At 64.9% G+C, this 13042-nt stretch carries 11 protein-coding genes; 2 read left to right on the forward strand and 9 right to left on the reverse strand.

Annotation, left to right across the window (positions count from 1 at the left end; all coding sequences use genetic code 11):
- From A9513_RS26430 to leuC, 8 genes are all read right to left on the reverse strand, one after another.
- On the reverse strand, positions 1-392 hold a 392-nt coding region (locus A9513_RS26430; protein WP_369690188.1), incomplete at its 3' end, for a FimV family protein.
- Between the two features lie 167 nt (positions 393-559).
- The gene (locus A9513_RS26435; RefSeq protein WP_065086050.1) at positions 560-1570 is read right to left on the reverse strand and encodes an aspartate-semialdehyde dehydrogenase; all 1011 of its coding nucleotides are present in this window, start codon (positions 1568-1570) and stop codon (positions 560-562) included.
- A 94-nt stretch (positions 1571-1664) separates the two neighbouring features.
- On the reverse strand, positions 1665-2852 hold the full coding sequence (locus tag A9513_RS26440) for a FimV family protein (protein ID WP_255302900.1): 1188 nt from the start codon (positions 2850-2852) through the stop codon (positions 1665-1667).
- A gap of 257 nt (positions 2853-3109) precedes the next feature.
- Entirely contained in the window at positions 3110-4222 is a 1113-nt protein-coding gene (gene asd / locus A9513_RS26445) for an aspartate-semialdehyde dehydrogenase (protein ID WP_024766916.1), read from the reverse strand.
- A gap of 80 nt (positions 4223-4302) precedes the next feature.
- Positions 4303-5385 (reverse strand): 3-isopropylmalate dehydrogenase, encoded by a 1083-nt coding sequence (gene leuB / locus A9513_RS26450; RefSeq protein WP_065086051.1) that lies wholly within the window; start codon positions 5383-5385, stop codon positions 4303-4305.
- An 87-nt stretch (positions 5386-5472) separates the two neighbouring features.
- Positions 5473-6237, reverse strand: coding sequence for a class I SAM-dependent methyltransferase (locus A9513_RS26455; protein WP_065086052.1), 765 nt, complete (start codon positions 6235-6237; stop codon positions 5473-5475).
- 35 nt (positions 6238-6272) lie between these two features.
- The gene (gene leuD, locus A9513_RS26460) at positions 6273-6917 is read right to left on the reverse strand and encodes a 3-isopropylmalate dehydratase small subunit (protein ID WP_054909166.1); all 645 of its coding nucleotides are present in this window, start codon (positions 6915-6917) and stop codon (positions 6273-6275) included.
- Between the two features lie 11 nt (positions 6918-6928).
- Positions 6929-8356 carry a 3-isopropylmalate dehydratase large subunit gene (gene leuC / locus A9513_RS26465; protein WP_065086053.1) on the reverse strand — a complete coding sequence of 476 codons (1428 nt, stop codon included), beginning with the start codon at positions 8354-8356 and terminating at the stop codon, positions 6929-6931.
- Positions 8357-8522: 166 nt separating this feature from the next.
- Here leuC and A9513_RS26470 point away from each other — a divergent pair, with 166 nt between their 5' ends.
- The gene (locus A9513_RS26470) at positions 8523-9416 is read left to right on the forward strand and encodes a LysR family transcriptional regulator (protein ID WP_024766911.1); all 894 of its coding nucleotides are present in this window, start codon (positions 8523-8525) and stop codon (positions 9414-9416) included.
- A gap of 112 nt (positions 9417-9528) precedes the next feature.
- Complete coding sequence (locus tag A9513_RS26475) at positions 9529-12402, forward strand: EAL domain-containing protein (RefSeq protein ID WP_065086054.1); 2874 nt, start codon at positions 9529-9531, stop codon at positions 12400-12402.
- Between the two features lie 6 nt (positions 12403-12408).
- Here the strand turns inward: A9513_RS26475 and A9513_RS26480 are convergent, their stop codons facing one another.
- Positions 12409-13032, reverse strand: coding sequence for a helix-turn-helix domain-containing protein (locus A9513_RS26480; RefSeq protein WP_037014620.1), 624 nt, complete (start codon positions 13030-13032; stop codon positions 12409-12411).
- Positions 13033-13042: the final 10 nt, after the last annotated feature.

Here is a 13042-nt window from a genome sequence, read left to right on the forward strand (position 1 = left end):
GGGTCCAGCAGCACGGTGTATTCGCGCAGCAGTCGACCATTGGGCCAGAGCACTTCCACGAGGAAGTTCAGGTAGGGTTCCTGCACCGGCCGGTCGGAGGTCACGCGAATGACGCTCTTGCCGTTGGGCTTGACGATGGGGGTGAACTTCAGCCCGGTCAGGAAGTACTGACGGTCGACGCCGGCCTTGTTGAAGTCTTCCGGCGAAGCCAGCTTCGGGATCACCTCGGCCGCGGACAGGTCACGCACTTCAACCAGTTCGATTTCGGCATCCAGCGGCTGGTTCAGCGCCGAACGCAGGTGGATGTCTCCCAACCCCAGCGCATGCGCCATGCCCGAGGTCAGTGCCGAAGCAGCTGCGATTGCCTGCACCAGTTTGCGAAGCCGGACCATATATTAATCCCTTGTTTTAATAGCTTTTTTCTGGATTAGAACAACGTCTATCGGGCGCCGCTGCCCACTACACCCGCCGTTTTCACGGCAGTGCTTCCCCTGTCAGCGACGTTCCCGGCCAGTATTGCCAAGCTAGAATACTTCTTCAAATATTCGGTAAGTATCTTTTACAGATAGTGTTTTATCAACAATTCGCCCAAGTTCACAGCATTTAGGGCTGCGCCTTTTCTCACATTATCTGACGCAATCCACAAATTCAGTTCGCACGAATCTGTCAGACCAGTCCGTAGGCGACCGACGTAAACCCTATCCTGCCCCTGTGCATCGCCGATGACAGTCGGGTAATCGTCTTCCACCAGCTCAATGCCGTCAGCCGCCTCAAGAGCTGCACTGACGTCGGGCAGGGAAACCGGTGCCACAGTCTTGATGGTCAGCATCAGGGCATCACCGAAGAAAACCGGGGCCACGCTGCAGGTCACGCTCAGGCCATGCTCCAGCTCGGGGAACAGCCTTGCGAGCTCCGCCGCGATGCGACGCTCCACCGCGGAATGGCCCTGATCGTCGGCGCCACCCAACTGCGCGAGCATGTTGAAGGCGAACTGGCGATCCACCAGGCGTGGCTCCAGCGGGCGCGCATTGAGCAGCTCGGCAGTCTGCCGCGCCAGCTCCTGTACCCCCTCGCGCCCCAGCGCAGAGGCAGACAGGCAGGCAGCCACATTGACCTGGCGAAGCTCCAGCACGCCGCGCAGCGCGGCGAGCACCTCGGCCACCTCGGCGGCGGGCGCTGCCGGTGCCGCAATCAGGGCGGGGAGCTGCAGGGTTTCGATGGCATCGCCATTCACGCAGGCCTGGGCCAACAGTGCGGCGGTATTGTTCAACGCGGCACCACTGAGGTCGATCACACTGCAGCCTGCCTCGCCGGCGCGGGCGGCACAGTCGGCAGCAGCTTCGGCGCCCACGGAGAGGAAAGCCAGGCGCACCTTGGCGAAGTCGAACTCATCGAGCTTGCCGACCCGGATGTTGCGCCCACGGAAGCCTATCAACTTGCCGGCGGATTCGCCGCTGGCCAGCAGATACAGGTTGGCGACGGGGAAGTCGCGCTCTTCCAGCAGTTCGACCAAAGCCTCGCCAACGAGTCCTGTGGCGCCAACTACGGCGATGTCGAGTGTTTCAGGCATCGGGGTCTCACAATCGGTGGGAAAAGTAGCGCAGCACTTTACTGCCCCCACCGGCGGCGAAGCAATCGAGCGCCCCGCCGCCTATCGCCGCAGCTCAGGGGCGCGGCTCGCCCCCGGCGGCCTGAGCGGTCAACCCTGCCGATGCCTGGGCGACCTCGCCTGCCGTTGCCTGGGGATTGCCGGCTGGCGAGGCGGCCTGAGCCTTGGCGCGATCCTGCTCGGCCAGTCGCGCGATCAGGCCGGCGATCTGCGAGTCTTTCAGCTCGATCAGCTTGTTCAACTTCTGGGTCTGGCTTTCCAGGTCGGAAATCCGGCTGCGCAGCTCCTCGCCTTCGCGGCGTGCGCTGTCCAGGCCTTCCTGAGCAACGGCCAACTGCTCGGCCTCCACCTTGCCTTTATCTTTACCCGGCTGACCGGAGACCAGGCGCAGGTTGTCGCGCTCTTCGGCCTTCGCCGGCGCACTGCCAGCCTCGGCCTTGTGGGTCGCGTCCAGTTGGCGCTCCTGCTGCGCCAGTTGCGGATTGCGCTTGGCCTTCCACTGCGAGTTCTGGGTTTCCACGTGGGCCACTGCCTGGGCATGGCTCTGCTCGCGAACCTGTTGCTCGCTGGGCAGACGCAGTACCTGGCCGACCTTCAGGCGATTGATATTGCCGTCGACGAAGGCATCGGGGTTCATCCGCTGCATCGCCGCCATGGTCTGCATGACCGAGACGCTGCCGGATGGGCGATTGCGCGAGGCGATGTCCCACAGCGCGTCGTTGCGCTGGATGCGATAGCTGTCAGTCGGCGCATTGGCCACAGAAGGCGTCAACGGTTGCGCTTGCGGCGCGCGGACGGCAGCAACCGGCGCAATGGCCGGCGGCGTCACGGGGCTGGCTACATAGGACGGCGGATCCAGCAACAGGGTGAACTCACGAACCAGGCGCCCCTGCGGCCACACGACCTGCAGGACAAAGTTCACGTACGGCTCGCGAATCGGCCTGTTCGAGCTGACATGAATGACGCCACGGCCGTTCTTGCCGATATCAGGGGTGAATTTCAGCCCGCTGGTGACCACGTTGCGGTCCACCCCGAGGCGCTCGAAGTCCTCGGCCGAGGCCAGGCTCACCACGACGTCTTCGGAGCTCATGTCAGCCGCACCGCGCAGATCGATATTGGCCGAAAGGTTCTGCCCCAGCGCCGCCCGCGAGGATATGTCGCCCAGCTCAAGGGCGCCCGCCATGCCCGGCAGGAAAGCCGCCGCCACCGCCGTTGCCAACCACAATCTGTGTAACCGAGCCATCCTCTCCCCCGCTGCTTGCTTGCCGTCGGCCGGCGCGAAAGGGCGCGCCAGAACCTGTCCCCATGGACGGGCTGCGAGGATAGCGACTGGTTCCCGGTGGCTTTTGCGGGTGCGTCACAGAAACTGGCGCCAAAGAGCCGGCAGTAACACAGGCTGGCGTTTTTGTGCGGAGGTTCACCTACACAAGGCGAACTTCTCGTGCTCCAGAAAGCACAACGCCGGCACTGGGCCGGCGTTGCGAGGTCACGCAGAGCAGATCAACGCTCGAGCAGGATGCGCAGCATACGGCGCAGCGGCTCGGCGGCGCCCCACAGCAGCTGGTCGCCGACGGTGAAGGCACCGATGTACTGCGAGCCCATGTTGAGCTTGCGCAGACGACCCACCGGAACGCTCAGGGTGCCGGTAACGGCCGCCGGAGTCAGTTCGCGCATGCTGATCTCGCGCTGGTTGGGGATCAGTTTCACCCAGGGATTGTGCTGGCTGATCATGCCCTCGATATCGGCGATGGGCACATCCTTGTTCAGCTTGATGGTCAGCGCCTGGCTGTGGCAGCGCATGGCGCCGATGCGCACGCAGATGCCGTCGACCGGAATCGGGTTCTTGAAGCGACCAAGGATCTTGTTGGTTTCCGCCTGGCCTTTCCACTCTTCGCGGCTCTGGCCGTTGGGCAGTTCCTTGTCGATCCACGGGATCAGGCTGCCGGCCAGCGGTGCGCCGAAGTTCTCGGTCGGCATGGCGTCGCTGCGGATGGCCTCGGCGACCTTGCGGTCGATGTCGAGGATGGCGCTGGAAGGGTTGGCCAGGTCATCGGCAACGGAGGCGTTGATGGCGCCCATCTGCTTGATCAGCTCGCGCATGTTCTGCGCGCCGGCGCCGGAGGCCGCCTGGTAGGTCATGGCGGACATCCACTCGACCAGGCCAGCTTCGAACAGGCCGCCCAGGGCCATCAGCATCAGGCTGACGGTGCAGTTGCCGCCGATGTAGTTCTTGGTGCCGGCGTCCAGCGAGTTGTCGATGACCTTGCGGTTGACCGGGTCGAGGACGATGACCGCGTCATCCTGCATGCGCAGGCTGGAGGCGGCGTCGATCCAGTAGCCCTGCCAGCCGGCTTCGCGCAGCTTGGGGAAGACTTCGCTGGTGTAGTCGCCGCCCTGGCAGGTCAGGATGACGTCGAGGGTTTTCAGTTCCTCGATGCTGTAGGCGTCCTTGAGGGGGGCAATGTCCTTGCCAATGGACGGGCCTTCGCCACCCACGTTGGAGGTGGTGAAGAACACCGGCTCGATCAGGTCAAAGTCCCGCTCTTCCAGCATCCGCTGCATGAGCACCGAACCCACCATGCCACGCCAACCGATCAGACCTACACGCTTCATCGCTACTACACCTTCAAATATTTAGAGGGCCGTCGTTCCCGCTTTCCTACAAGAGCGCGGGAACGAGCGAGCCGGACAGATTACAGATTCCGCAGAGCCGCGACTACCGCATCGCCCATTTCGCGGGTACCGACCTTGGTGCAGCCTTCGGACCAGATGTCACCGGTGCGCAGGCCCTGATCGAGGACCAGGCTCACGGCCTTCTCGATGGCGTCGGCGGCGGCGCCTTCGTTGAAGGTGTAACGCAGCATCATCGAGACCGAGAGGATGGTCGCCAGCGGGTTGGCGATGCCCTTGCCGGCGATGTCCGGCGCGGAACCGTGGCAAGGCTCGTACATGCCCTTGTTGTTCGAATCCAGCGACGCAGAAGGCAGCATGCCGATGGAGCCGGTGAGCATGGAAGCCTCATCCGACAGGATGTCGCCGAACATGTTGTCGGTCACCATCACGTCGAACTGCTTGGGCGCACGGACCAGCTGCATCGCAGCGTTGTCCACGTACATGTGCGACAGCTCGATGTCCGGGTAGTCCTTGGCGACTTCCTCGACCACTTCGCGCCACAGCTGGCTGGACGCCAGGACGTTGGCCTTGTCCACCGAGCACAGCTTCTTGTTGCGCACGCGGGCCATGTCGAAACCGACGCGGGCGATGCGGCGGATTTCGTTTTCGCTGTACGGCAAGGTGTCGTACGCCTGGCGCTCGCCGTTCTCCAGTACGCGCTGCTCGCGCGGTTGGCCGAAGTAGATGCCGCCGGTCAGCTCGCGGACGATGAGGATGTCCAGGCCGGCGACCACTTCGGGCTTCAGGCTGGAGGCATCGGCCAGCTGCGGGTAGAGGATGGCCGGGCGCAGGTTGCCGAACAGGCCCAGTTGCGAACGGATCTTCAGCAGGCCGCGCTCGGGGCGGATGTCACGCTCGATCTTGTCCCATTTCGGGCCGCCCACGGCGCCCAGCAGGACGGCGTCGGAGTTGCGCGCACGCTCCAGGGTCTCGTCGGCCAGCGGTACGCCGTGCTTGTCGATGGCGGCGCCGCCGATCACGTCTTCGGTCAGTTCGAAGCCCAGGGCGAACTTGTCGTTGGCCAGCTCCAGCACCTTGACCGCTTCGGCCATGATTTCCGGGCCGATACCGTCGCCGGGGAGAACCAGAATCTGTTTGCTCATCTCTCTGCTCACTTTATAAAAGTCGCTTGGCAAAAAACGTAACGCTCCGGGCGGCTCGCGCCACCCGGAGCGGTCAAAAAGCTGAAATCAGCGCTCGGCCCAGAGCACCAGCACGTCGGTGCTGAAAGAGCCCTCGGCATCGATCTCGAAATACTCGCGCACCTCAATGCCCATCGAAAGCTGCAGGGCACGAATGGCCTGGCGCATCACGTCGGGCGTACGCATGCGCTCGACCCAGGACGTGAACTCCAGGCGCAGGCGCTGGCGTTTGGCAGCGGTCACCGCCAACCCCGCCTCGCCAACCAGGCGCGCCCACTCCGACGGCGAGTAGTCACGCACGTGGCTGGTGTCGCGCAGGACCTCGACAGTCTGCAGATAGGTGTCCAGCAGAGGCAAGCCCGGCGCCGCGACATCGATGAAGCAGGCCACGCCGCCCGGCTTGAGCACCCGGCGCACTTCGCGCAGCGCCTGGCCAACATCCCGCCAGTGGTGCGCGGAATAGCGGCTGAAGACGAAGTCGAACTCCCCCTCTTCGAACGGCAGCTGCTCGGCGGCGCCACAACGCGTGGCGATATTGCCCAGGCCGCGCTCGGCGGCGGCCGAAGCCACCACGTCGAGCATCTGCTGGGACAGGTCGTAAGCCACCACCTCGCCGGCCAGCGGCGCGACGTTGAAGCTGACGTGCCCTGCCCCGCAACCCAGGTCCAGCACACGCGCACCAGTGGTCGCCGACAGTCGCTCACGCAGTTGGGCGAATTCTTCGCCCTGGGCGTGGACGGCACTGGTCAGGTAAGCGTTGGCCTGGGCGCCGAACTGGCGCTGGACCACTTGCTCGTGGCGACTCTGGGTCATGGCTTTCTCCTTGGCTTGCGGTTGCTGCGGCGCCATCAGGCGTCGCGGAACAACCAGGGTTGCTGCTGTTTATAGCCACCTTCGAAACTGCGGATGGCGTCGGCGTCCTGCAGGGTCAGGCCGATGTCGTCCAGGCCGTTGAGCAGGCAGTGCTTGCGGAACGCGTCCACTTCGAAGCTGTACTGCTTGCCATCCGGACGGGTCACGGTCTGTGCGGCCAGGTCGACGGTCAGCTGGTAACCCTCGGTGGCTTCGCACTGGGCGAACAGTTCGTCCACTTCTTCGTCCTTCAGAATGATCGGCAGCAGGCCGTTCTTGAAGCTGTTGTTGAAGAAGATGTCAGCGAAGCTCGGCGCGATCACGGTGCGGAAGCCGTACTCGTCCAGCGCCCACGGCGCGTGCTCGCGGGAGGAGCCGCAGCCGAAGTTCTCACGGGCCAGCAGCACGCTGGCGCCCTGGAAGCGCGGGAAGTTGAGGACGAAGTCCTTGTTCACCGGACGCTTGGAGTTGTCCTGGTTCGGCTGGCCGACGTCCAGGTAGCGCCACTCGTCGAACAGGTTCGGGCCGAAGCCGGTGCGTTTGATCGACTTGAGGAATTGCTTGGGGATGATCTGGTCGGTGTCGACGTTGGCGCGATCGAGCGGCGCGACGAGACCGGTGTGCTGGGTAAAGGCTTTCATGTTCGGTCTCCTCAGGCCTGCATCAATTCACGTACGTCGATGAAACGACCGGTCACCGCAGCGGCAGCGGCCATCGCCGGGCTCACCAGGTGAGTACGACCACCGGCACCCTGGCGGCCTTCGAAGTTGCGGTTGGAGGTGGAAGCGCAATGCTCGCCACTTTCCAGGCGGTCCGGGTTCATCGCCAGGCACATGGAGCAGCCCGGTTCACGCCATTCGAAGCCGGCTTCGATGAAGATCTTGTCCAGGCCTTCCTGTTCGGCCTGGGCTTTCACCAGGCCTGAGCCCGGCACGACCAGCGCCTGCTTCACGGTGGCGGCAACCTTGCGGCCCTTGGCCACGGCGGCGGCGGCGCGCAGGTCTTCGATGCGCGAGTTGGTGCAGGAGCCGATGAACACGCGGTCCAACTGGATATCGGTGATCGCCTGGTTGGCGTTCAGGCCCATGTACTTGAGGGCGCGGGTGATGGAGTCGCGCTTGACCGCATCGGCTTCGGCCGCTGGGTCCGGCACGTTCTGGTCGACGGCCAGGACCATCTCGGGCGAGGTGCCCCAACTGACCTGCGGCTTGATGTCCTCGGCACGCAACTCGACGATGGTGTCGAAGTGCGCATCGGCGTCGGAAACCAGGTCGCTCCAGGCCTCCACGGCCTTGTCCCAGTTGCTGCCTTGCGGCGAGAACGGACGGCCCTTCACGTACTCGATGGTCTTCTCGTCGCACGCCACCATGCCGACGCGGGCGCCCGCCTCGATGGACATGTTGCAGATGGTCATGCGGCCTTCCATGGACAGGTCGCGAATGGCGCTGCCGGCGAACTCCAGGGCATGGCCATTGCCGCCCGCGGTGCCGATCTTGCCGATCACCGCGAGGACGATGTCCTTGGCGGTCACGCCGAAGGGCAACTTGCCCTCTACGCGAACCTGCATGTTCTTCATCTTCTTGGCGACCAGGCACTGGGTGGCGAGCACATGCTCCACCTCGGAGGTGCCGATGCCGTGGGCCAGCGCACCGAAGGCGCCGTGGGTCGAGGTGTGCGAGTCGCCGCAGACCACGGTCATGCCCGGCAGGGTCGCGCCCTGCTCCGGGCCGACTACGTGGACGATACCCTGGCGGACGTCGTTCATCTTGAATTCGAGGATGCCGAAGTCATCGCAGTTCTCGTCCAGGGTCTGGACCTGGATACGCGACACTTCGTCGGCGATGGCCTGGAGGCCGCCCTTGCGCTCGGCCTGGGTGGTCGGCACGTTGTGGTCCGGGGTGGCGATGTTCGCATCGATGCGCCACGGCTTGCGACCCGCCAGGCGCAGGCCTTCGAAGGCCTGCGGGGAAGTCACTTCGTGAAGGATGTGGCGGTCGATGTAGATGAGCGACGAACCATCGTCACGGCGCTTCACCTCGTGCATTTCCCAGAGTTTGTCGTAGAGCGTCTTGCCGGCCATCAGAGAGTCCTCATCAGCGTCTTTCTATGCCCCTAGGGCTTGTGAGGATGATGCTATGGGTTGTCGTCGAATAACTCAAATTCATATTTTTTATCCAAAGGATTCCCACGAGGAATACGGTGCGATATAAAAGTCTGGCGCCGTATCCAGAGCGCAGGGAGTCGACATGGACCTGACCAGCCTCAACACCTTCCTCGCCATCGCCGAGTCCGGCAGCTTCTCCGAAGCCGGCGAGCGCCTGCACCTGACGCAGCCCGCGATCAGCAAGCGCATCGCCGCTCTGGAGAACCAGTTGGGGGTGCGCCTGTTCGACCGCGTAGGCCGCGAGGTGACCCTGACCGAATCCGGTCGCGCCCTGCTGCCCCGTGCCTACCAGATCCTCAATGTGCTGGACGACACCCGCCGCGCCCTGACCAACCTCAACGGCGAGGTGAGCGGCCGGCTGGTCCTGGCCACCAGTCACCACATTGGCCTGCACCGCCTGCCGCCGCTGCTGCGCGCCTTCACCAAGGCCCACCCGCAGGTCGCGCTGGATATCCAGTTTTGCGACTCGGAAGTAGCCTACGAAGAGATTCTCCATGGCCGCGCCGAACTGGCCGTGATCACCCTGGCACCGGAAACCGCCGAGCCGGTGCGCGCCGTGCCGGTCTGGGATGACCCGCTGGACTTTGTCGCCGCCCCCGAGCACCCGCTGTCGGTACAGGGCCCGGTATTCCTCGCCGACGTGGCGCGGCACCCGGCGGTGTTCCCTGGCGGCAACACCTTCACCCACCACATCGTGCGGCGCATGTTCGAAGCCGAAGGCCTGACGCCGAACATCGGCATGAGCACCAACTACATGGAGACCATCAAGATGATGGTCTCCATCGGCCTGGCCTGGAGCGTACTGCCGCGTACGATGCTGGATGACAGCGTCGTACGCCTGCCGCTGCAGGACATCCAGCTCAGCCGTCAGCTCGGCTACATCCTGCATACCGAGCGCACCCTGTCCAACGCCGCGCGGGCCTTCATGCGCCTGCTCGACGCCCAGGCGGCGGGGCTTGCACCCGTCGCGGCCTAACCTCTATTGTTCTGACAGAATTAGAAGAAGGGGCCCGAATGCCCGTCCGCACGCCACCATGCGTTAGCCGGCCCCACTTGGCCGGTGCCGCCAGCTGCCGGGGAAGCGCCGCATGAGCCGCGTTCCGCGCACGCCCCCGTTCGCTACCGACGGCCAGGACCAGTTCGCCAAAGCCTTTCACACCGCGCCCGACGCCATGGTCATCACCGACCGGGACAGCGGAAAATTTCTCGAACTCAACGCCAGTTTTGTCGACCACTTCGGCTGGAGCCGCGAGGAAGCGCTCGGCCGCACCTCGGTGCAGCTCGGCCTGTGGCGCAGCCTCGACGAGCGCCAGCGGATGCTCGACAGGATCGCCGCCGAGCAACAGCTCGACGGCTTCGAAGTCACCCTGCTGACCCGTACCGGCGAAGTCCGTAGCGCTCGCGTCTACGGCTGCCAGATCGAACTGGACGACCATCCCTGCCTGGTCCTGACCGTCCGCGACATTACCCGTGTGCGCGCCCAGGAGCAGGCCCTGCGCGACAGCCAGGAGCGCCTCGACCTGGCGCTGGACTCCGCACAACTGGGCATCTGGGACTGGCATATTCCCAGCGGCCTGCTCTACGGCTCTGCGCGCGCCGCCGTTCTGCACGAATTGCCTGACCGGGATTTCCACGGGCCCTTCGGCGAATTCTTCGCCTGCGTCGACAAGACCGACCGCGCGCGCATGCGCCAGGCCTACGCCCGCCTCGCCCGCGGCCCGGAGAACGACTACCAGTTCACCTACCGCGCCCAGCTCGACTCCGGCGAAGTCCGCTACCTGGAGAGCCGCGCCCGCCTCTACCGCAATACCAGCGGCAAGCCGCTGCGCATGGCCGGCACCCTGCTCGACATCACCGAGCGCGTGCTCCGCGAGCGCAGCCTGCAAGCCTCGGAGGAGAAGTTCGCCAGTCTGTTCCAGGGCAGCCCGGACCCGATCTGCGTCTCACGAGTGCGCGACGGCGAGTTCGTGGAAGTGAACCCGAGCTTCTGCAGCACTTTCGGCTGGCTCGCCGAGGACATCATCGGCCGCTCGTCCCACCAGGTCACCTTCTGGGCCGATCATCACCAGCGCTCGCGCCTGTTCGAGCAACTGATGCGCGACCACGCGCTGCAGAATGTCGAAGTACAGTTCCTCACCCGCGAAGGCCAGACCATCACCTGCATGGTCGCCAGCCGGCTGATCTGGGTCGACCGCCAGTTGTGCATCCTCTCCAGCTTCCGTGACGTCACCCGGCGCCTGCAGGCCGAGGCCGCGCTCAAGGCCAGCCAGGAGAAGTTCGCCAAGGCATTCCACTCCAGCCCCGACGCCATCACCATCACCGAGCGCGACACCGGGCGCTACATCGAGGTCAACGAAGGCTTCCACCGCCTCACCGGCTACCGCACCGAGGAGGTTATCGGGCAGACGGCACTGGGCATCAATATCTGGGCCGACCCGGACGAGCGCCTGAACATGATCGCCGCGCTCAACCGCGACGGCTTCGTCCACCATCTGGAAATGCGTGGCCGCCACCGTGACGGCACGATCAAGACGGTCGACGTGTCGGTGGAACCGATCGAACTGGGCGGCGTGAATTGCCTGCTGCTCACCGCCCGCGACACCAGCGAGCTGCGCGAGGCCGAGGCGCGCATCCAGCACCTCGCCTACCATGACGCCCTGACCGACCTGCCCAATCGCGCCCTGCTGATGGATCGCCTCAAGCAGCAGATCGCCCTGCTGCAGCGCCACAGCCTGCGCGGTGCGCTGCTGTTCCTCGACCTCGACCACTTCAAGCACATCAACGATTCCCTCGGCCACTCCGTCGGCGACTCCATCCTGCAGATGGTCACCGCGCGCCTGGAGGCCAGCGTGCGCCAGGAAGACACCGTGGCCCGCCTGGGCGGCGACGAGTTCGTGGTGCTGATCACCGGTATCGAAGGCAGCCGACTGGAAACCGCCCAGCAGGTGCGCCAGCTGGCAGAAAAACTGCGCGACCTGCTGGCCGAGCCGATGCTGCTCGACGGCCACCGCCTGCAGATCACCCCGAGCATCGGCATCGCGCTGATCCCCGACGACGGCGCCACCCCGGACGACCTGCTCAAGCGCGCCGACATCGCCATGTACCGCGCCAAGGACGCCGGGCGGAACACCGTGCAACTGTTCCACGAATCCATGCAGCAGGCCGCCAGCGAGCGCCTGCGCCTGGAGAACGGCCTGCGCATGGCCCTCGCCCGGCGTGAATTCAACCTGCACTACCAGCCGCAGGTGGACGCCCGCGCTTCACGCATCGTCGGCGCCGAAGCATTGCTGCGCTGGCGCCACCCGACTCTCGGCCCGCAATCGCCGGCCAGTTTCATCCGCGTACTGGAAGACAGCGGGCTGATCGTCGAAGTCGGCCAGTGGGTCATCGAGGAAGCCTGCCGTACCGGCGCGCAGCTGCTCGCCGAAGGCCGCATCGACATCGAGAATTTCAGCCTGAGCGTAAACATCAGCCCGCGGCAGTTCCGCCAGAGCGATTTCGTCGAGCGCCTGCTGGCGCTGCTGCACAAGACCAGGCTGCCGCCCAGCCTGCTCAAGCTGGAGATCACCGAAGGCATCGTGATCCAGCAACTGGACGACACCATCGCGCGCATGCAGCGCCTGCGCGAGGCCGGCGTGCGTTTCGCCATGGATGACTTCGGCACCGGCTACTCATCGCTCACCTACCTCAAGCGCCTGCCGGTGGACAGCCTGAAGATCGACCAGAGCTTCGTGCGCGACGCGCCCAACGACAGCAACGATGCGGAAATCGTCCGCGCCATCATCGCCATGGGCCACAGCCTCGGCCTGGAACTGGTGGCCGAAGGGGTGGAAACCCCGGAGCAGCTGGCGCTGCTGGCCGAGCAGGGTTGCCACCTGTACCAGGGCTACCTGTTCAGCCGCCCGGTACCGCTGGAGGAGTTCATCGCGCTGCTGCCCGGCCGCGAGCAACAGGCGACCTGAAGCCCGCTACTCAGCGGGCCGCGACTCCGACATCACGACCATCACCTGCGCCTCGTCGGCCTCGCCATCGTTGAGATAGAGATGGCCGACGCTGCTGTCGAAATAGGCCGTCTCGCGCAGGCCGATGCTCACCGACTCGCCCGTCTCGAACTGGATCCGCACGCGGCCGGCCACCACCATGGCGAACTCCTGACCGGGGTGGCGAACGTAGTCGTCGAATTCGCCGACCTCGCGGGCAAAGATGCGCGCGTACAGCGGCGTCATATTGCGCTGTGGGAAATCGCCGGCAATCGGGTAGTACTCATACCCCCCAGTGTCGTAGCCGGCAGCATCGTCGACGCGAGTCTTCACGAAAGTCTTAAGACCCGCCAGGACGCCGACGGCCGGCAGCGGGCGGAACAACTGAGCGATATCCACCTGCAGCGCGCGGGCGGCGGCAGCCAGCTTGTCGTAGCTCACCGCGACCTGCGCCAGCTCCATCTTCGACAAGGTGGAAACCGCTACGCCAGACAGGTCGGAGAGCTGTTTCAGGGTCAGCTTCTGTTGCTTGCGAACTGCCCGCAGGCGCGCTCCGACTTCGTCTCGATCCAGCTGCTGGGGCTTGGGTAGTGCTTGGGCGGTTTCGCTCATGGGACTTCTC

Origin of the sequence: Pseudomonas sp. AU12215, from assembly GCF_001675465.2 — a bacterium.
Taxonomy (GTDB): Bacteria; Pseudomonadota; Gammaproteobacteria; order Pseudomonadales; family Pseudomonadaceae; genus Pseudomonas; species Pseudomonas nitroreducens.